The following is a 19,741-nucleotide window of genomic DNA, read 5'->3' on the forward strand; positions in this document are numbered from 1 at the left end:
GGGATATTTCCCCCGTATCGGCTCATTCGCTACTCGTTAGACGAGTGTTCGAGACGAGTGGTTGCCCCACCTCGCTGCTTCAGTGGTTCACGTCACAGGGCGCCGTGCCGCTCGTCCGGGGACGCGACAGGGCCCGGCCCCCGGGGAATCGATCCTCGGGGGCCGGGCCCTGTCGGGGTGCGGAACGGTCAGCCCGCGGGGACGCCGTCCGCGTCGCCGGTCGCCGACGCGTGCTGGCCGGGCAGTGCGTCCGCCAGCTCCACGTCCGGGCCGCCGACCGCGGTCCGCGCCTCCTGGCCGAGGTTGCGGGTCTCGGACTTCAGCGCGAGCTGCGCGACCGCGGCGTTGAACCGGTCGATGGACTTCGGCTCGTCGGGGCCCAGCAGGTAGCGCTTGAGCTCCCGCCGGTCCTCGGCCAGCGGGTCGGCGGCCGGGTCGCGGACCGCGTCGAGCAGCCCGCCCAGCTCGGTCGCGCCGTTGGACAGGATCACCGCGGCGCGCACCGCCGTGTTCTGCCGCCTGAACTCCTCCGCGCCCAGCCCGGCGGAGTCCGTGACCGCGTACGGCTTGCCGCTGGCGATGAAGTCGGACACCACGCTGGAGATGTCGGAGACCATCGCGTCGGAGACGTTGAAGCAGTCGTACAGGTGCGGTTCGGCACCCGTGATGACCCGGTGCTCCCAGTCGGGGAAGGAGCGCCAGTACGCGGCGTTCCACTCGGCGCGCAGCCGGGCGATCTCCTCGTGCCGGGCCACGTCGACCAGCCCGTCGCGGGTGGCCTCGGCCTCGTCGCCCTTCTCGGTGCCGCCGGCCAGCTCGGCCAGCCGGGCCTCGATGCGGGCCAGTTCGGCCTCGGCCTGCGTCCGGGCGGCGGTGTCGGCGGTGAAGCGCGGGTCGGCGGCGCGCTCGGCGGCGGCCTTCTCGACCAGTGCGGTGATCCGCCGGTGCGCGGCGCCGGCCTCCTTGCTGACGGTGCCGGTGAAGGGGTGCGGCTTGTACAGGACGCGCACCGGCGGATCGGCCTGCACCAGCTTCTTCACGATGTTCTCGCCGGCGAGCACGATCGAGGTGTTGCCGGGGTTGCCGTCCCAGCCCTCCCAGGTCGGCGCGTAGAGGACCGTCGGGCAGCGTCCGTCAGCGGCCTCGCCGCGGGGCCCCCCGGGGACACCGCTCCAGCCCTGGATCGGGGCCAGCTGCGGGCGGCCGACCTCGACGATGTCGTCGTCGCGGACACCGACGTCGGCGATGGCGTAGCGGTCGCGGCCCGCGCGGCCGGCGGTCCACACCTCGTCGTAGACCTTGCTGAACGGGTTGACGCTGGCGAGCTTGTCGCTGTCGCCGTGGCCGATGAAGACGTGCTTCATGGTGGGCACGCGCAGCAGGTGGATGTTCTTGCCGACGTTCGCCGCGTACAGCGCGACGCGCACCGTGGACAGGTCCATGTTCATCAGGTGCACCCCTCCGGGCACGCAGACGACGGGGACCGTGGTGGGCGCCAGCTTCTCCAGGATGACCCGCTCGCGCAGGATGATCAGCGGCCGGCTGTCCAGCTGCTCCATGGTCTCCAGCCACATGTTGACCTGGTAGGCGGAGTCCTTGGAGCCGGAGAAGTACAGCACGGTCTCCGGGCGGTACTCGCGCAGCCAGTCGTCGACGGCGTCCAGCACCCTCTCGGCGTTCGGCGGGGTCCTCCGGCCGCGCACGTAGGGCACCAGGGCGAGGACGTACAGGGTGCTCAGGACCAGCGTGACGCCGATGCCGGCGTAGCCGACGGCGGCCGACTCCAGGGCGGCGCCGGCGAGTATGCCGGTGACCGCGGCGAGGTCGAGGTGGAGCATCTTCTCCGCGGCGCGGTGCAGCAGCGCGCGCGGCGGGGCGTCCGGGATGCGGATGCGGGAGGCCAGGTCGACGTTGCGGGTGGCGACCGGCATCCGGCGGCGGTTCCGGATCAGCGTGGTGAGCGCGCCGTGCGGAGCCTGGAGGCCGTAGAAGGCGATGAAGCAGGCGATGGCCCCGTAGTAGATCAGGTTGTCCGCGAGGGACAGGCGGGCCAGCAGCAGGATCAGCAGCAGCTGCCGGATCAGGAAGCGGATCGACAGGCCCGCCCGCACCTTGCTGAGGCGGCTGACCAGGTAGCTGCCCTTGCGGTGCAGATAGTGGTCCGCCAGGTACGTCACAGCGGCCGCGGCGGCGAAGGCGGGGACGCTCGGGACGAGCGCGGCCAGCATGAGGCAGGGGAAGCCCAGCATCATGAGGACCGCCGCGGCCAGTTCGGCCGCGCTGCCCACCCGGGCGACGCGAATAGCGGTGGATATCACGGAGAAACCTGCTCTGGGAGGGGAGTGCCGGTTTGTGCCTGTGGGTATTTCAGAGGGCTACGGATTCAGGCCCCCGCGAAGACCCGTTCGACGAACTTCGTTAACGGGCGACCGCAGAGGCCTGAATTACCGGAGTCTATTTGGTCTTGATTATTACACGCCGTCCTGGCGGTCCAGCACCGAGGCCAGCGCCTGCTCGAAACCGGAGGCGCGTGCCGCACCGGCGGTCGGGTCCTGCTGGCGCACGTCGATGACGTGGCCGGTGAGCTCCGACAGCAGCACGTCCAGCGAGGTGCGGGCCACCGCCTCGGAGGAGAGCAGGCTGCCCGCGGGCTCCTGGCCGAAGGCCTTGGTGCGCATCGGCGTGGCGGTGCGCTCCGGGTTGATGCAGTTGACGCGGACGCCGTCGCCGGCCCACTCGTCGGACAGGGCCTGGGTGAGGTTCACCATCGCGGCCTTGGTCGAGGAGTACAGGCTGTACTCGGCGCGCCCGCGGGTGTAGCTGCTGGAGGTGTACAGCAGCAGCTGGCCGTTGGTCTCGGCCAGGTACTTGTAGGCGGAGCGGGCGATCTGGACCGGGGCCAGGTAGTTGACCTTCAGCGCCTCCTCGATGGTGGCGTTGTCGGTCTCGGCGAGCTTGCCTATGCGCAGCACGCCCGCGGTGTTGACGACGTAGTCGATGCGGCCGGTCTCGGCGTACGCCTTGGACAGCGCGTCGTCGACCTCCTCCGGGTTCTCCACGTGGGTGCCGGTGGTGGAGCGGCCGAGCGCGTAGACGGTGGCGCCGTAGGACTCGGCGAGCTCGGCGATGTCCTTGCCGATGCCGTACGAACCGCCGAAGACGACCAGGGTCCTGCCGGTGAGCAGCTCGCGGTAGGCCTCCTCGCCGTTCTGCTCGGGCGCGGCGGTGGAGGCGAGCTGGAAGAGCTTGTCGGCGATGAAGACGTCGACGGGCTGGGTGACCTTCATGTTGTACTCGTCGCCCGCGACCACGTGGATCGGCACGTCCGGCAGGTACTTGAGCACGACCGAGCAGTCGTCCGTGGCCTGGAAGTTCGGGTCGCCGGCGGCGACCTCGTAGGCGCGGCGGATGGTGGACAGCTTGAAGGCCTGCGGGGTCTGGCCGCGGCGCAGCCGGGAGCGGTCCGGGATCTCGGTGATGAACTCGCCGTCCTCGCCGTGGGTGCGCGTGACGATGATGGTGTCCGCGGACGGGATGGCCACGTCGACGGCCTGGTAGCGCTCCAGCGCGGTCACGCAGTCGTCGATGACGCGCTGCGACAGCAGCGGGCGGACGGCGTCGTGGAAGAGGACGTTGAGGTCCTCGCCCTCGGCCAGGCCCTCGCCGAGGGCGGCGATGGCGCGCTCGGTGGTCTCGTTGCGGGTGGCGCCGCCCTCGATGATCTTCTTGACCTTCGTGAACCCCGCCTTGGCGACGATCTTCTCGACGTCGGGCACGTAGCCCTGCGCCATCAGCACGATGACGTCGTCGATGGAGTCGGCCTTCTCGAAGGTGGTCAGGGTGTGCTCGATGACTGCCTTGCCGGCGATCTTCAGCAGCTGCTTGGGGATCGACAGACCCACCCGCTGACCGGTACCGCCGGCCAGGATCACTGCGGTGGTACGGGGCTTGGCTATGTGCTGGGACACAGGTGACCTACCTTGGGGCGACAGAGAACTTCGAAATGGTCCCACTTGTGGTTACCGCAGTGCAAGGTGAGCGACCTCGGCGGCAAATGTGCGCGCAACCCGCCATTCACCTACGACTCCTGGTGCCCGGCAGGGGTTCCCAGGAGGGCCCGTGAATTGCTGTGAGTAACTCCACAGAAGTCGTGTCATTGCGGTACGTGACGGGACGGGGCCCGGTGGCGGCACGGGCGGTCACGCCGCCGCGGCGGGGCCCGGAGCGGCCCGGCGCACCGATCTTCACGTCCTGCGGCGCGGGACTGCACGAATTCTCCATGGCCGGGGCGGCGGAATTCCCTTAACGGGATTCCGCGCCGTTTCGCTCCCGACGCGGGGACAGCGACGCCCGCCCCCGGCCCACGACGGCACGGGAGGAGCCCGGCACGCGCCGCAAGCGCGTCCCGGGCTCCCGAAAGGCTGGGTCCTGAAAGGCGGGCTCCTGAAAGGCGGGGTCCTACGCGAGGTGGACGCCGGGGCGGCCCGCTTCCACCCGCAGCGCGGCCAGCGTGCGCGCCGTGGCCCGCGGCTCGACCACGGTGTCGACGATCCGCACGCGCGCGTCGATGCGGTCGCGGCGGATGTCGAACAGGTGGTAGCCGCGGTGGGCGTCGAGCAGCTTCCAGTGCGGGTTGTCCGCGCGCCGCGGGTCCCACTGCGCGCGGAAGGCGGCCTGGTCCTGGTCGCCGTTGCTGGAGATGGACGTGCCGACGAACTCGGCGCCCACGACCGCGGAGCGCGGGTCGGCGAAGTCCGCCTTGAGGTCGCTGACCATCGTCAGGTGGCGGTCACCGGTGAGGACGACGGGGTTGCGCACCCGCCGGAACTCCTGGAGCAGGGCGTTGCGTTCGGCCTGGTAGCCGTCCCAGGCGTCGTAGAACCAGAGCTTGCCGGGGCCGACCTGGAGGTCCGTCTCGGCCATCATGATCTGGGAGGCGATCAGGTTCCAGCGGGCGGGCGAGTGGCGCAGCCCGTCGACCAGCCACCGCTTCTGCGCGGCGCCGAGCATGGTCAGCGACGGGTCCTGGGCGCCTTCCTGGCTGGTGGCCTGGTCGCTGCGGTACTGCCGGGTGTCCAACACGTTGAGCCGGGCGAGCCGGCCGAACTCCAGCCGGCGGTACATCCGGATGTGCGGGCCGTTCGGGACGGCGGTGGCGCGCACCGGCATGTGCTCGTAGTACGCCTGGTAGGCGGCCGTCAGCCGGGCGGTGAACGCGTCGTGCGGCTGCTTGGCGGGGTCCTGCGGGACCTCGCCGGCGAAGTCGTTGTCGACCTCGTGGTCGTCGAAGGTGACCACGAAGGGGGCGTTCGCGTGCATCGCCGCGAGGTCCGGGTCGGAACGGTACTGGGCGTACCGGTTGCGGTACTGGGTCAGGCTGTACGGCTCCCCCGCGCCCTCGTGACGCCGTACGCCGGTCGCCGACGGGACGGACTCGTAGATGTAGTCGCCGACGAACACCACGACGTCCGGGTCCTGGTCCAGCATGTCGGCGTACGGCGTGAAGTAGCCGTGCTGCCAGTTCTGGCAGGAGGCGAGCGCGACCCGCAGCCGGCCGCCGGAGCTGTGCGGGGCGGGCGCGGTGCGGGTGCGGCCGGTGCGTGAGAGCTGCCCGCCGGCGCGGAAGCGGAACCAGTACGCCGTGTCCGGCCGCAGCCCGCGCACGTCGACGTGGACGCTGTGCCCGTACGCGGGCCGGGCCAGGGCGGTGCCGCGGCGGACGACCCTCCTGAAGCGGGCGTCGGTGGCGAGCTGCCACTCCACCGGCACGGGGCGGTCGGGCATGCCGCCGCCGTTCAGCGGGTCGGGGGCGAGCCGGGTCCACAGCACGATCCCGTCCGGCAGCGGGTCGCCGGAGGCGACGCCGAGGCTGAACACCCCGTCGGGCAGCGGCCCCTCGGCCGCCCGGGCGGCGGCCGGCAGCCACAGCTGGGTGGAGGCCGCGGCGCCGAGCACGGCGGCGCCGGCGGTCAGGACGCGGCGGCGGTCGGGCGGAACTGCTCCGGTCATCGGCGAACTCCCTTGCCTGGCAAACCTCGTGGACAAGGGGGAAGCTCGCCGTCCGGGCGGTCCACGCGCTGAACACACCGGTGCGCGTTCATGACAAGCAGGAGGACAACAGGAAACCCGCCGCGGCACGGGAACGTCCCGTTGCCACGGCGGGTCAGGGAGATGAGCCCCGGGCGACGCCCGGGGCCGGAAGGGTCAGAAGGGCCAGAAGGGGCAGAAGGGTTCGAAGTCGCCGTACTCCTGCTCGGCCTCGTCCCGTTCGGCCTGCCGGTCGCGTCGCCGCTGGGCGGCCGGGCGGGGCGCCTCGAAGCGGTGGTCCTCGCCGCGCCGGCCGAGCATCTCCGCGCCGGCCGTCACGGACGGCTCCCAGTCGAAGACGACCGCGTTCTCCTCGGGGCCGATGGCGACGCCGTCGCCGGAGCGGGCGCCGGCCTTCATCAACTCGTCCTCGACGCCGAGGCGGTTGAGCCGGTCGGCGAGGTAGCCGACGGCCTCGTCGTTGTTGAAGTCGGTCTGGCGCACCCAGCGTTCGGGCTTCTCGCCGCGCACACGGAACAGCGGCTCGCCGCCGACCTCCTCGCGGGTGACGGTGAAGCCCGCGTCGTCCACGGCCTTGGGCCGGATGACGATCCGCGTCGCCTCCTCCTTCGGCCTGGCGGCCCGGGCCCGGGCGACGAGCTCGGCGAGCGCGTACGACAGCTCCTTGAGCCCGGTGTGCGCCACGGCCGACACCTCGAAGACGCGGTAGCCGCGCGCCTCCAGGTCGGGCCGCACCATCTCGGCGAGGTCCTTGCCGTCCGGCACGTCGATCTTGTTGAGGACGACGAGGCGGGGACGGTCGTCGAGACCGCCGTACTGCCGCAGCTCCTCCTCGATGACGTCGAGGTCGGAGAGGGGGTCGCGGTCGGACTCCAGCGTGGCGGTGTCCAGCACGTGCACCAGCACGCTGCACCGCTCCACGTGCCGCAGGAACTCGAGCCCGAGCCCCTTACCCTGGCTGGCCCCCGGGATCAGTCCCGGCACGTCGGCGATGGTGTAGACGGTGGACCCGGCGGTGACGACGCCGAGGTTCGGGACGAGGGTGGTGAAGGGGTAGTCGGCGATCTTCGGCTTGGCGGCGCTGAGCACGGAGATCAGCGACGACTTGCCGGCGCTCGGGTAGCCGACCAGCGCCACGTCGGCGACGGTCTTCAGCTCCAGGACGACGTCCCGCAGGTCCCCCGGCTCGCCGAGCAGCGCGAACCCGGGCGCCTTGCGCCGCGCGGAGGCGAGGGCGGCGTTGCCGAGCCCGCCGCGTCCGCCCTGGGCGGCGACGTAGGACGTCCCGTGTCCGACCAGGTCGGCGAGGACGTTGCCCGCCTTGTCGAGGACGACGGTCCCGTCCGGCACGGGGAGGACGAGGTCCTGCCCGTCCTTGCCGCTGCGGTTGCCGCCCTCGCCCGGCTTGCCGTTGGTGGCCTTGCGGTGCGGGGAGTGGTGGTAGTCGAGCAGCGTGGTCACGGACTGGTCGACGGTGAGGACGACGTCGCCGCCGCGCCCGCCGTTCCCGCCGTCGGGCCCGCCCAGCGGCTTGAACTTCTCACGGTGGACGGAGGCACAGCCGTGGCCTCCGTTACCCGCGGCGACGTGCAGTTCGACGCGGTCCACGAAGGTGGTCATGGTGGGGTGCCTCCAGAGACGTGTCAGGGATTTCTTGTCTTAACGCGCGAAAGGCGGACCCGCCTTCCCGACCGGGAAGTGAGGTCCGCCTCGCGCAAGCCTCCGGTCAGGCGACCGGAACGATGTTCACGACCTTGCGGCCACGGCTGGTGCCGAACTCCACCGCACCGGCCTGCAGCGCGAACAGCGTGTCGTCGCCGCCCCGGCCGACGCCGGCGCCCGGGTGGAAGTGGGTGCCGCGCTGGCGGACGAGGATCTCACCCGCGTTCACGACCTGACCGCCGAAGCGCTTCACGCCGAGACGCTGGGCGTTCGAGTCGCGGCCGTTCCGGGTGGACGATGCGCCCTTCTTGTGTGCCATCTCTCCTCAGTCCCTTACTTCGCAGCCGTGGGGATCTCAGTGACCTTGATCGCCGTGTACTGCTGGCGGTGGCCCTGACGACGGCGGTAGCCGGTCTTGTTCTTGTAGCGCAGAATGTCGATCTTCTGGCCCTTGTGGTGGTCCACGACCTCGGCCTGGACCTTGATGCCGGCCAGCACCCACGGGTCGCTGGTCACGGAGTCGCCGTCGACGACGAGCAGGGTCGAGAGCTCGACCGTGTCGCCCACCTTGGCGGTGGAAATCTTGTCAACCTCAACGATGTCGCCGACCGCAACCTTGTGCTGGCGACCACCGCTGCGCACGATAGCGTACACGCGGATCTCTCTTTCGCTCGAAGAACGGCACCCCCGCAGGCCAGCCGCCCTGCGCCGGACGCGGACGACCTCTCCCGGCCACGGCCCGTGCGGGCCGTCCCGGGAGGAAGAGGTTTACGGGGATGTGGCGGTCCCGATGGACACGCCGACGGTCAAGATTACGGGGCCCGGCTTGAGGGGTCAAACCGGGCCCGAAGGGAAGGGCCCGGGACGCTGCCGGAGCAGCGGCCCGGGGGCGGGTCCGGCCCGGGCGGTTCAGCCGCCGAGGCTCTCCCGGTAGGCCACGCACGCCTCGTAGGAGGGCAGCAGGCCCTGCTCGCGGGCCTCGGCCAGGGTGGGCGCCTGCTCGTCCTTGGCGGAGAGCAGCGGGGTGAGGTCCGCGGGCCAGTCGATGCCCAGGGCCGGGTCGAGCGGGTGGATGCCGTGCTCGCGCTCGGGGGCGTACCCCTCGGAGCAGAGGTAGACCACGGTGGCGTCCTCGGTGAGCGCCATGAAGCCGTGGCCGAGGCCCTCGGAGAGGTAGACCGCGTGGTGGTCCCGGTCGTCGAGGCGGACCGCCTCCCACTGGCCGAAGGTGGGCGAGCCGGTCCGGATGTCCACGATCACGTCGAGGACCGCGCCGCGCACGCACTTGACGTACTTGGCCTGGCCGGGCGGCACGTCGGCGAAGTGGATGCCGCGCAGGGTGCCCCGGCTGGAGACGGACATGTTGGCCTGGGCCAGCGTGAGCGGGTGGCCGGCCGCCTCGGTGAAGACCGGGGCCTTGAACCACTCGTGGAAGCTGCCCCGGCCGTCGGGGAAGATCTTCGGTTCGTGCACCCATGCGCCGGAAATCGAAAGAGGTCGCATCTCGTGGGTCCTCAGCTCTTCTTCTGCTGGTTGGTCAGGGCGCGCTTGACGCGCCCGGCGGCCCGGCGCCACAGGGGGCGGGGCTGGGCGGGCTTCTTCGGGACCGACTTCCGCGCGGCGGGCTTGGCCGGCGGGGTGTGCCGGTCGATCACCCGGGCGGTGCCGTCGGCGGCGACCGCCACGTCGACCGGGAGCCGGGTCCACTTCGCCTCGCCGCGGCCGGCGGACGGCACGCCGATCCGGACGGCCCAGCGCTTCCCGGTGAGCTTCTCCAGCGGCAGCGTGGCGCTCACGGTACGCCCGTCCACCACCGCGTCGGCCGGGAACTTGCCCACGTTCTTGCGCTCGAAGCGGAGCTGCACCGGGTCCCCGGCGGCGGCCGCGACGTGCAGCGGCAGCGGAAGCCGTACGGTCGAGCCGTCGACCACGGCCTCGGCCGGGTCCATCAAGGCCACCGCCTCGCGCTCCAGCTTGTTCGTGTGCTGGTCGACGTCGAGGGAGAGGTTGCCCGGCCCGTCGGTCCAGTACGGCAGGACCATCCGCCTCGGCTCACCGGTGAGCGCGGCCAGCCGCCCGGCCTCCGCGTCCTCGCCGCGCACCGCGCCGAGCCGGGTCTCCTTGCTCCAGCCACAGGACTTGATGCGCAGGTGCAGGTCCCAGATGCCCTTGTCCAGGGGCTTGCCCGCGGCCGCGGTCTCCGGGTCGAGGACGGCGCGCGCGGTGATCCGCTGGCGGAAGGAACCGTCCCCCGCGTCCAGGCGGTGCAGTGCGCACTCGACCGGGAGGTAGTACTGCGTGGCGTCCTCGCGGCGGCGGACCACCAGGTCCACGTCGCTCTTGCCGACCGGGGCGTCCAGGGTGATGCCCTGGTCGGCCAGCGCCTCGAGCGCCTCGTCGGACAGCGGCAGGCCGAGCAGGTCGCGCTCGCCCTCCCGGCGGAAGGTCATCGGCTCGCCGTCGACCTGGTACTCGGAGGTGAAGCCGATGTTCAGGACGCCGTCCTCCCACGCCAGGGAGTCCAGGGTGCCGGTGGGCTTGATCCCGGCCTCCCAGTGGGCGAGGGCGCGGACGTCCTGGTAGTGGTCGGCGGCGATCAGGCCGGCCACCACCCGCTGGGTGGGGGCGACCCTGGCGAACACGCCCGGCCCGAAGCGCTCGGTGATCACACCGCGGATCTCGCGGTACAGCTCCTCGGCGTAGTCCTCGGGGAGCTTGAGCAGCCGGTTGCCGCGCAGCCGCTCGACCATCTCGTTGCGCAGCCAGCGGCTGAACAGCTTGTCGCGCAGCGGGCCGGGCTCGGTGAGCTCCTCGACCACGTCGAGGGCCTCGCGGAGGTTGTTGAAGTAGCCGACCGGGTCGAAGCGCTGGAAGCCGGCGTTGGAGCCGTCGTCACGGGTGATGTGGTAGTAGCACAGGTAGTCGCCGAGGACGGCGACGCTCCTGGCCCGCAGGTAGGCCTCGACGACGAAGACGTGGTCCTCCAGCCGGCGGCGGCCCTCCTTGAAGCGCATGTTGTGCTGCTCGAGGAACTCCCGCCGGAACATCTTGTGCGGGGTGAGGCTGTCGATCAGCGGCGCGTTCTCCACCGTGGCGCGCGGCCGGTTGACCCGGAACAGCTCCTGCGGGACCGGGCGGCCGATGCCCGCCATCTTGCCCACGACCACGTCGGCGTCGTTCGCCTTGCCGTAGTCGTACATCCGCTCGAGGGCCTCGTCGCCGAGCCAGTCGTCGTGGTCGACGAACATGACGTACTCGCCCCGGGCGGCGTCGATGCCGGTGTTGCGGGGCTTGCCGGACCAGCCGGAGGACTCCTGGTGGATGACGTGGAAGTGGGGGTGCTCGGCCGCCAGCTGGTCCAGCCGGGCGGGGGTCTCGTCGGTGGAGCCGTCGTCGACGAAGAAGACCTCGAACTCGTCCGGGGTGAGGCTCTGCCGGAGCAGACCGTTGACGCAGTCCTCGACGTACTTGCCCGGGTTGTAGACCGCGATGACGACGCTGACCTTGATTGTCACGCCGGGTTCTCCTTCTCGTGGATCCGGTGGATCTCCGGGAACGCCTCGGTGAGGGCCGCGCGCCAGTCGCGCAGCGGCTCGATGCCGGCCGCGGCGAAGCGCTCGTGGCCGAGCACGCTGTAGGCCGGGCGGGGAGCGGGGCGGACGAACGCCTCGCTGGTGGTGGGGCGGACCCGGTCCGGGTCGGTGCCGAGCAGGCGGAAGATCTCCCGGGTGAAGCCGTACCAGGTGGTCTCGCCGGAACTGGTGCCGTGGTAGACGCCCGCCGGGGCGGTACCGGCCAGGGCACCGCGCCCCAGGTCGTACAGGAGCCCGGCGAGGTCGGCGCTCCAGGTGGGCTGGCCGCGCTGGTCGTCCACGACGTCCAGGGTCTCACGCTGACCGGCCAGGCGGATCATGGTGCGGACGAAGTTGGGGCCGCCCGCGCCGTACAGCCAGGCGGTGCGGACGACGTAGCCGCGGTCCGGGAGGGTCCTCAGGACGGCCTGCTCACCGGCCAGCTTGGTGCGGCCGTAGGCGCTGCGCGGGGCGGTGGGGGCCTCCTCGGCGTACGGCGTGGTGGCGTCACCGGCGAAGACGTAGTCGGTGGAGACGTGGAGCAGGACGGCGCCGGTGCGGGCACAGGCGTCGGCGAGGTGGGCCGGGCCGTCACCGTTGATCGCGAGCGCCTCGGCCTCGCGGGTCTCGGCGTCGTCCACGGCGGTCCAGGCCGCACAGTTGACGACCACGGCGGGCCGGTGGCGCTGGAGCGCCCGCCGTACGGCGTCGGCGTCCGTGAGGTCCAGCGCCGCCCGGTCCAGGGCGGTGACCTGCTCGTCCGCCGCGGCCAGTCGGGCCAGCACGTCCTGGCCGAGCATCCCGCCCGCCCCGGTGACCAGCCAGCCGACCGGGGCGTTTGCCTGTTCCTTGATCGGGTTCATCCCTCTTCTTGTCCTCTGTGCCGGATGGCGCGGGCCGCCGCCGGGGTCCGGGGCGCGCGGGGAACGCCTGAGCGGGCCCGGGACGGTCCCGGGCCCGCAGGAGGTGGGTGGCGTGTCAGTTCAGCGCCGCGCGCTCCTTCAGCGGCTCCCACCAGGCGCGGTTGTCGCGGTACCACTGGACGGTCTCGGCGAGGCCCTGCTCGAAGCTCTTGCGGGGCTCGTAGCCGAGCTCCTCACGGATCTTCGTGCAGTCGACGGAGTAGCGGCGGTCGTGGCCCTTGCGGTCCTCGACGTACTCCACGCTGGTCTCCCAGTCGGCGCCGCACGCCTCCAGCAGCAGCCCGGTGAGCTCCTTGTTGGAGAGCTCGGTGCCGCCGCCGATGTTGTAGATCTCGCCCGCGCGGCCCTTGGTGCGGACCAGCTCGATGCCCTGGACGTGGTCGTCGATGTGCAGCCAGTCGCGGACGTTGCCGCCGTCGCCGTACAGCGGGACCTTCTTGCCGTCGAGGAGGTTGGTGACGAAGAGCGGGATGACCTTCTCGGGGAAGTGGTGGTGCCCGTAGTTGTTGGAGCAGCGGGTGACGCGGACGTCCAGGCCGTGGGTGCGGTGGTAGGACAGCGCGATCAGGTCGCTGGAGGCCTTCGCCGAGGAGTACGGCGAGTTCGGCTGCAGGGGGTGGGTCTCGGGCCAGGAGCCCTCGTCGATCGAGCCGTAGACCTCGTCGGTGGAGATGTGCACGAAGGTCTCGACGCCGGCCCGGTGCGCCGCGTCGACGAGCGTGTGGGTGCCGACCACGTTCGTGCGGACGAACTCCGCGCCGCCGTCGATGGAGCGGTCGACGTGCGACTCGGCGGCGAAGTGCACGACCTGGTCGTGCTCGGCCATCAGCTTGCCGACCAGCTCCGGGTCGCAGATGTCGCCCTGCACGAAGGCGAATCCGGGGTGCTCGCGCACCTCGTCGAGGTTGGCCGGGTTGCCCGCGTACGTCAGCTTGTCCAGGACGGTGATCGCGACGTCACCGGGACCCTCGGGGCCGAGCAGCGTACGGACGTAGTGCGAGCCGATGAAGCCGGCACCGCCGGTCACCAGGATCCTGGTAGTCATGAGGAGATCTGCACCTTGCTGTGATCACCGAGCACGAGCCGGTGGGCCTTGGGGTTACGAGGGGCGGGCGTGACCTCGACGTCGCGCCCGATGAGCGAGGCCTCCACCCGGCGCACGCCGGTCACGGACGAACCCCGCAGGACGATGGAGTACTCGATTTCGCTGTCCTCGATCCGGCAGTCCTCGGAGACCGAGGTGAAGGGACCGATGTACGCGTCGTTGACCACCGTACCGGCGCCGATGACCGCGGGTCCGACGATCCGGCTGCCGCTGACGCGGGCGCCCTCCTCGATGCGCACCCGGCCGATGATCTCGCTGGTCTCGTCCACCGCGCCCGCGTTGCGGGGCTCCAGGGTCTCCAGGACGGACCGGTTGACCTCCAGCATGTCGGTGACGTTGCCGGTGTCCTTCCAGTACCCGGAGATCGTGGTGGAGCGGACGTCCTTCTTCTCGTCGATCAGCCACTGGATGGCGTGCGTGATCTCCAGCTCGCCGCGCCAGGAGGGCTCGATGGAACGGACGGCCTCGTGTATGGCCGGGGTGAACAGGTAGACGCCGACGAGCGCCAGGTCGCTCTTCGGCTGCTTCGGCTTCTCCTCCAGGCCCACCACCCGGCCGTCGCCGTCGAGTTCGGCGACACCGAAGGCGGTGGGGTTGGGGACCTTGGTGAGCAGGATCTGCGCGTCGGGCCGCTCGGTCCGGAACTCCTCCACCAGGCCGGTGATGCCGCCGACGATGAAGTTGTCGCCGAGGTACATGACGAAGTCGTCGTCGCCGAGGAAGTCCTGGGCGATGAGCACGGCGTGGGCGAGGCCCAGGGGCGCTTCCTGCGGGATGTAGGTGACCTCGATCCCGAAGCGGGAGCCGTCCCCCACCGCCTCGCGGATCTCGTCCGCGGTGTCGCCGACGATGATGCCGACCTCACTGATCCCGGCTTCGGCGATCGCTTCCAGGCCGTAGAAGAGCACGGGCTTGTTGGCGACCGGCACGAGCTGTTTGGCCGAGGTGTGAGTGATCGGACGGAGGCGGGTCCCCGCTCCCCCTGAGAGCACGAGAGCCTTCACGTGTGGTGCCCCAATACTGTGCCTGGAAAGGGATGAAAATCCCTGTTTGTCTGAATTTGAAGTCAATCTTGAGCCACATCATAACCCCGGCCCAGGAACATCGATTCACCCCCCATTCACACATTCGATTCCTGTGTGACGGCCGACGGCGGGAGAAAAGTGATCCGCCCCCGGCGGAACCGGGGGCGGATCGCGATCTCCGTACGGGCTCGGCGTCAGCCCTCGTCGGCGGCGGTCGACACGGACCGGGGAGCCTGCCGTTCGGCCGCCGCGGTCTTCTTCGACGCCGCCTTCTTCGCGGTCGTCTTGGCGGCGGTCGTCTTGGCGGCGGTCGCCTTGGTGGTCTTCGCCGCCTTCTTGGCCGTCGTCTTCTTGGCGGCGGTCTTCTTGGCCGTCGTCTTCTTCGTGGCGGCCTTCTTCGCCGTGGCCTTCTTGGCCGCCTTGCGGGCGGTCTTCTTGGCCGGAGCGGCCTCGGCGGCCTCCTCGGTACCGGCCTCCCCGGGCTCCCGGACGGGCTCCTCGGCAGGTGCCGCTTCCTCCGCCGGGGCCTCCGCCGGGGCCGACGGGACGACCACGACGGCCGCCTCCTCGGACGCGGTGGGCGTGGTGGGCTTGCGCACCGCGCGGCGGCGCGGACGGGCCGGGGCCGCGGTCTCGGCGGGAGCCTCGGCCGGGGCGGCCGGTACCTCCTCCGCGAGCTGCGGCTCGGGCGCTTCGGCGGCCGGGGACACGGGCTCGGTCACCGTCACCACCGCGGCCTCCGCACCCACCGGCGAACCGGCCGGCGCGGACACCTTGCGGGTCGCGCGGCGACGCGTACGGCCCTTGGGCGCGGCCTCCTCGACGGCCGGGGCCTCGGCCTCCCGGTCCCCCGTCGCCGGCTCGGGGACCACCGCGTCCTCGACGGCCGCGGGCTCGGCCAGCGCCTCGGCGGCCGATTCCGGCTGCACCGGACGCGCGGCCTCCTGCTCCGCCGTCACGTCCTGGGCCGTCGGCACCTCGGCCTTCGGCTCCTCGCGCTTCGGCGCACCCGCCGGTGCCGACACCCGCCGGCTCGCCCGGCGGCGCGTGCGTCCGCGGGTGGCCGCGGCCTCCGCCTCGGCGGCGCTGCTGTACAGCTCCTCGTCCGGCGTGAACTCGGGCGCGGGGAGCGCGACCGGCTCGGCGACCTCGGCGGCGACCTCGGCCGCCGTCTCCGTCTCCGACTCCGCCTCCTGCTCGGCCGTCTCGACGCCCGCGACGGCCTCGTGCTCGTGCGGCTGGTCCGCAGCACCGGCCCGCGCCCGCTTCCGGCGCTTGCCGCCGCCACCGGCGGCGGTGGGCTGGTCCAGGTGGACGATGACCCCGCGGCCGTTGCAGTGGACGCAGGTCTCCGAGAACGACTCCAGCAGGCCCTGGCCGACCCGCTTGCGGGTCATCTGGACCAGGCCCAGCGAGGTCACCTCGGCGACCTGGTGCTTCGTACGGTCGCGGCCCAGGCACTCCAGCAGGCGCCGCAGCACCAGGTCCCGGTTGGACTCCAGCACCATGTCGATGAAGTCGATGACGATGATGCCGCCGAGGTCGCGCAGCCGCAGCTGACGCACGATCTCCTCGGCCGCCTCCAGGTTGTTCCTGGTGACCGTCTCCTCGAGGTTGCCGCCCTGACCGGTGAACTTGCCGGTGTTGACGTCGATGACGACCATCGCCTCGGTCCGGTCGATCACCAGCGAACCGCCGCTGGGCAGCCAGACCTTGCGGTCCAGCGCCTTGGCGAGCTGCTCGTCGATCCGGTACGTGGCGAAGACGTCGACCTCGCTGGTCCACTTCTGCAGCCGGTCGGCGAGGTCGGGCGCGACGTGCGACACGTAGCCGTGGATGGTCTCCCAGGCGTCCTGGCCGCTGACGACGACCTTGGAGAAGTCCTCGTTGAAGATGTCCCGCACGACCCGGACGGTCATGTCCGGCTCGCCGTACAGCAGCGTCGGGGCGTTGCCGTTCTTGGACTTCTTCTGGATGTCCTCCCACTGCGCCTGCAGCCGCTCGACGTCCCGGCGCAGCTCGTCCTCGCTCGCGCCCTCGGCGGCGGTGCGCACGATGACGCCCGCGTCCTCGGGGACGATCTTCTTGAGGATGGTCTTCAGCCGGGCCCGCTCGGTGTCGGGCAGCTTGCGGCTGATGCCGGTCATCGAGCCCTCGGGGACGTACACGAGGTAGCGGCCCGGGAGGGAGACCTGGCTGGTGAGGCGGGCGCCCTTGTGCCCGATCGGGTCCTTCGTCACCTGGACGAGGACCGACTGGCCCGACTTCAGCGCGGACTCGATGCGGCGCGGGCCGTTGGCCATGCCCAGCGCCTCGAAGTTGACCTCGCCGGCGTAGAGCACGGCGTTGCGGCCCTTGCCGATGTCGATGAAGGCGGCCTCCATCGACGGCAGGACGTTCTGCACCTTGCCGAGGTAGACGTTGCCGACGTACGAGGTCGCCTGCTCCTTGTTGACGTAGTGCTCGACGAGCACGCCGTCCTCCAGGACGCCGATCTGCGTGCGGTCGCCGTGCTGGCGGACCACCATCACGCGCTCGACGGCCTCGCGGCGGGCCAGGAACTCGGCCTCGGTGATGATCGGCACCCGGCGGCGGCCCTGCTCGCGGCCCTCACGGCGGCGCTGCTTCTTCGCCTCCAGACGCGTGGAGCCCTTGATGGACTGCACCTCGTCCGACGGCTCGGCCGCCTTGCGCGGTTCGCGGACCTTGACGACGGTGCGCTCGGGGTCGTCGGCGGCGGGCTCGGTCTCGCCGCCGCTGTCACCGGCCCGGCGACGGCGCCGACGACGACGCCGGCTGCCGGCGGAGCCGCCCGCCTCGTCGCGGTCCCCGGCCGACTCGGCCTCTTCCGCGGCGCTCTCGGCGTCCTCCTCGACCTGCTCGGCGGTGTCCTCGGCGTCCTGGGCGGCCTGCTCGACGGAGATCCGGTCGGTCTCGGCGTCCGCGGACTCGTCGCCCTCGGCGTCGCCCTCGGCGGACTCGCCGCGCCTGCGGCGACGGCCACCGCGGCGACGGCGACGGCGCGAACCGGAGCCCTCGCCCTCGTCCTCACCCTCGGCGTGGTCCTCGGCCGACTCGTCGGCCTCCTCCGCCTCGTCCTCGGTACGGGTCGCGGGAGCGGCCTCGGCGGCCGGCGCGGCCTCGGCCTCGTCGCCCGCGCCCCGGCGCCGGCGACGGCGCCGCGAGGCGGCGGGCTGCTCCTCGGACCACTCGTCGGTCTCCTCGGGCTCCACCGGTTCGGCCACCTCGGCGGCCGCTTCGGCGGCGGCCCGCTCGGGGGTCTGGAAGCGGGGCTCGGTGAACACGGGCGGCTGGAACACGGCGACGGCCGGGCGCGCGGGGCGTCGCGGCGCGTCCTCCGCCTCGTCCTCGGCGGGACGCGCGGGCTCGGCGAACCCTGCGGCGGGCTTGCGGACCACCCGGCGGCGACGCCGCGGCGCGGCGTCCTCCGGAGCGGCCCCGGCGCCCTCGGGTGCGGCCTGCCCGGTTTCGGTCGCCTTCACGGCGGGCGCTTCGGTGGCCTCCGCGGAGGCCGCGCTCACCGGGATCTCCCCGGCTGCCTCGGAGGTGCCGGAGGAGACGACGGCCCGCGCGGGCTCGGCGGGGGCGGAGGCACGGCGCGTGGCGCGGCGCCGGGTACGACGCGGCGCCGCGTCCTCGGCGGACTCGGCGGACTCGGCGGCCGCGGGCGTCTCGGGGACCTCGGCGGTGGCCGGTGCGGCCTCGGCGGTCCGTGCCTGCTCCGGCGCCCCGGCGCTCTCCGCCTTCCCGGCGGTGGGCTCCGTCGGCGAGGTCACGCTGCGCGTCGCACGGCGGCGGGTGCGCCGGGGAGCTGCGTCCTCGGAGGCTTCGGGGGCCGCGGGGGTTCCGGGGGTCCCGGAGGCTCCGGTGGCCTCGGACGGGTCCGGGGCCGCCGTCACGGTCGCCGGTACGACGGTCTCGGCGGTCTCCGCCGACGCCGGTGACCCGGCGGGTGCGGCCGCACGGCGGACGACACGGCGACGCCGCGGCGCGGCGGGCGCGGCCTCGGCCGCTTCCCGGGTTTCCTTCCCGGTCCCGGCGGTCCCGGTCCCGGCGCTCTCCTGCTCCGCGGGCTCAGGAGCCCCGGTGGATTCAGCGGCCGGTATGGCCGGCGTGGCGGTCTCGGCCGTCGCCCCGGCCGTCGCGGCGGGCGGGCCGGCCGGGCGGGACGCGGCACGGCGACGCCGGCGCGGCGGCAGGGTGTCGCTGGGGGTGTTCGGTTCGGAGCCCTCGGTGGGCTCGATCGGTTCGAGCATGCGGGCGTTTCTCCCGTCAGGCTCCCGGGCGCCGCGCCTGGTCCGGCGATGCCGGTGACGTCCGCGGCTCGCGCGGTGCGCGGGTGCCGCCGTCCGGGGCGCGGGCGCCGCTCGGGAGCTCTCTGTGTCCTGTCTCGCCGGTTCCGTACGCCGAATGCGCACGGCCTGGCGAAAGTCTTCTGGTCGGTGCGCTGCCCGACCCAGGTGGCTCCCGAGTTCGAGGGCGGCGCTACGACGTCCGTCCTACGCGGGACCTTCCTTACGCCGGCGCCGTCGCGGCGGCAGTGGCGCCGGCCGGATGCGGCTCGGTCGCTGCTGCCTCGCGGTCGGGCGCGAGCGGGTCGGTCACCGTGCCGGTCTCTTCATCGAACAGCCCCTGCGCCAGCCTGGTCACCGCTGCGGGGACCGGCGGCGCCAGGTCGGCCACGGCGGTGAGACCGGACAGGACGTCGTCGGGTCGTACGGCAGGCGTCACGTGCCGAACAACCAGCCGCAGTATCGCACAGGGGTGGTCGGTCGGCCTATCAGCCTGCGGAGAGTGCGTCTCCGCGCTCTCCGGGTTCTTCGGGTTCTCCACGCTCTCCAGGTCCACGACCGCGGCGCGGGCGTCGAAGGTGCGGACGCCGTTCTTGGTCCGGCGCTGCACCTCGACGGTCCCGGCCGCGGTGAAGGCGTCCACCGCGCGGCGGGCGTCCTCGGGTGCGACACCGTCCAGCCGGAGCTCCCACACGGAGGCCGTGAGCCGGTCGGCGAGCCCCGGCGTACGGGCCTCGACCGCCTCGATGACGTCGAGCCCCGCGGGCAGCGACTCGTCGAGGAGGGCCCGGAGCCGCTCGGGATCACGCGGCTCGGTGAGCGCGATCTCCAGGTACTCCGCCTCGCTGCCCGTGCCGGTGGGTGCGGCATTGGCGTACGACACCTTCGGGTGCGGCGTGAACCCCGCCGAGTACGCCATCGGCACCTCGGCACGGCGCAGCGCACGCTCGAAGGCGCGCTGGAAGTCACGGTGGCTGGTGAACCGGAGGCGGCCGCGCTTGGTGTAGCGCAGTCGGATGCGCTGCACCGCGGGTGCGGGCGGCGGGCCTTCGGGCTGTCGCTTGCCCAGTGGATCTTCTCCTCGTTGCAAGGG

13 protein-coding genes are annotated in these 19,741 nt (G+C 72.3%); all 13 read right to left on the reverse strand.

The genetic code is table 11. The annotated features are described in order from the left end of the window. Positions 1 to 188: 188 nt before the first annotated feature. Positions 189 to 2,288 (reverse strand): hypothetical protein, encoded by a 2,100-nt coding sequence (locus tag FHS37_RS04065; protein ID WP_184817718.1) that lies wholly within the window; start codon positions 2,286 to 2,288, stop codon positions 189 to 191. A gap of 183 nt (positions 2,289 to 2,471) precedes the next feature. Then, on the reverse strand, positions 2,472 to 3,968 hold the full coding sequence (locus FHS37_RS04070; RefSeq protein ID WP_184817607.1) for a bifunctional cytidylyltransferase/SDR family oxidoreductase: 1,497 nt from the start codon (positions 3,966 to 3,968) through the stop codon (positions 2,472 to 2,474). A gap of 490 nt (positions 3,969 to 4,458) precedes the next feature. Further along, positions 4,459 to 6,009, reverse strand: a complete 1,551-nt coding sequence (locus tag FHS37_RS04075) for an alkaline phosphatase D family protein (protein ID WP_184817608.1) — start codon at positions 6,007 to 6,009, stop codon at positions 4,459 to 4,461. Between the two features lie 195 nt (positions 6,010 to 6,204). Beyond that, positions 6,205 to 7,668, reverse strand: coding sequence for a GTPase ObgE (gene obgE / locus FHS37_RS04080; RefSeq protein WP_184817609.1), 1,464 nt, complete (start codon positions 7,666 to 7,668; stop codon positions 6,205 to 6,207). A gap of 106 nt (positions 7,669 to 7,774) precedes the next feature. Then, a complete protein-coding gene (gene rpmA, locus FHS37_RS04085) occupies positions 7,775 to 8,029 on the reverse strand; it encodes a 50S ribosomal protein L27 (RefSeq protein WP_030051735.1) in 255 nt (84 codons plus the stop codon). A gap of 14 nt (positions 8,030 to 8,043) precedes the next feature. After that, positions 8,044 to 8,364: a 50S ribosomal protein L21 gene (gene rplU, locus FHS37_RS04090; protein WP_004001309.1), complete on the reverse strand. Its 321-nt coding sequence runs from the start codon at positions 8,362 to 8,364 to the stop codon at positions 8,044 to 8,046. Between the two features lie 255 nt (positions 8,365 to 8,619). After that, on the reverse strand, positions 8,620 to 9,213 hold the full coding sequence (gene rfbC, locus FHS37_RS04095; protein ID WP_184817610.1) for a dTDP-4-dehydrorhamnose 3,5-epimerase: 594 nt from the start codon (positions 9,211 to 9,213) through the stop codon (positions 8,620 to 8,622). 11 nt (positions 9,214 to 9,224) lie between these two features. Further along, a complete protein-coding gene (locus FHS37_RS04100; RefSeq protein WP_184817611.1) occupies positions 9,225 to 11,225 on the reverse strand; it encodes a glycosyltransferase in 2,001 nt (666 codons plus the stop codon). Beyond that, positions 11,222 to 12,145 (reverse strand): dTDP-4-dehydrorhamnose reductase, encoded by a 924-nt coding sequence (rfbD, locus tag FHS37_RS04105; protein ID WP_184817612.1) that lies wholly within the window; start codon positions 12,143 to 12,145, stop codon positions 11,222 to 11,224. The genes FHS37_RS04100 and rfbD overlap by 4 nt, the downstream gene beginning before the upstream one ends. 115 nt (positions 12,146 to 12,260) lie before the next feature. Next, entirely contained in the window at positions 12,261 to 13,250 is a 990-nt protein-coding gene (gene rfbB, locus FHS37_RS04110) for a dTDP-glucose 4,6-dehydratase (protein ID WP_184817613.1), read from the reverse strand. After that, entirely contained in the window at positions 13,247 to 14,314 is a 1,068-nt protein-coding gene (locus tag FHS37_RS04115; protein WP_184817614.1) for a glucose-1-phosphate thymidylyltransferase, read from the reverse strand. The genes rfbB and FHS37_RS04115 overlap by 4 nt, the downstream gene beginning before the upstream one ends. A 215-nt stretch (positions 14,315 to 14,529) precedes the next feature. Continuing rightward, a complete protein-coding gene (locus FHS37_RS04120) occupies positions 14,530 to 18,612 on the reverse strand; it encodes an Rne/Rng family ribonuclease (protein ID WP_184817615.1) in 4,083 nt (1,360 codons plus the stop codon). 259 nt (positions 18,613 to 18,871) lie between these two features. Further along, a complete protein-coding gene (locus tag FHS37_RS04125) occupies positions 18,872 to 19,675 on the reverse strand; it encodes a TIGR03936 family radical SAM-associated protein (protein ID WP_184817616.1) in 804 nt (267 codons plus the stop codon). Positions 19,676 to 19,741: the final 66 nt, after the last annotated feature.

The sequence above is a fragment of the Streptomyces griseomycini genome (genome assembly GCF_014203535.1).
Classification (GTDB): Bacteria; Actinomycetota; Actinomycetes; order Streptomycetales; family Streptomycetaceae; genus Streptomyces; species Streptomyces griseomycini.

Excerpts from the sequence above, each read along its gene's own strand:
- rfbB (WP_184817613.1), bottom strand. The coding sequence starts at position 13,250 with ATGACTACCAGGATCCTGGTGACCGGCGGTGCCGGCTTCATCGGCTCG.
- FHS37_RS04075 (WP_184817608.1), bottom strand. The coding sequence starts at position 6,009 with ATGACCGGAGCAGTTCCGCCCGACCGCCGCCGCGTCCTGACCGCCGGC.
- rfbD (WP_184817612.1), bottom strand. The coding sequence starts at position 12,145 with ATGAACCCGATCAAGGAACAGGCAAACGCCCCGGTCGGCTGGCTGGTC.
- rpmA (WP_030051735.1), bottom strand. The coding sequence starts at position 8,029 with ATGGCACACAAGAAGGGCGCATCGTCCACCCGGAACGGCCGCGACTCG.
- FHS37_RS04120 (WP_184817615.1), bottom strand. The coding sequence starts at position 18,612 with ATGCTCGAACCGATCGAGCCCACCGAGGGCTCCGAACCGAACACCCCC.
- obgE (WP_184817609.1), bottom strand. The coding sequence starts at position 7,668 with ATGACCACCTTCGTGGACCGCGTCGAACTGCACGTCGCCGCGGGTAAC.
- rfbC (WP_184817610.1), bottom strand. The coding sequence starts at position 9,213 with ATGCGACCTCTTTCGATTTCCGGCGCATGGGTGCACGAACCGAAGATC.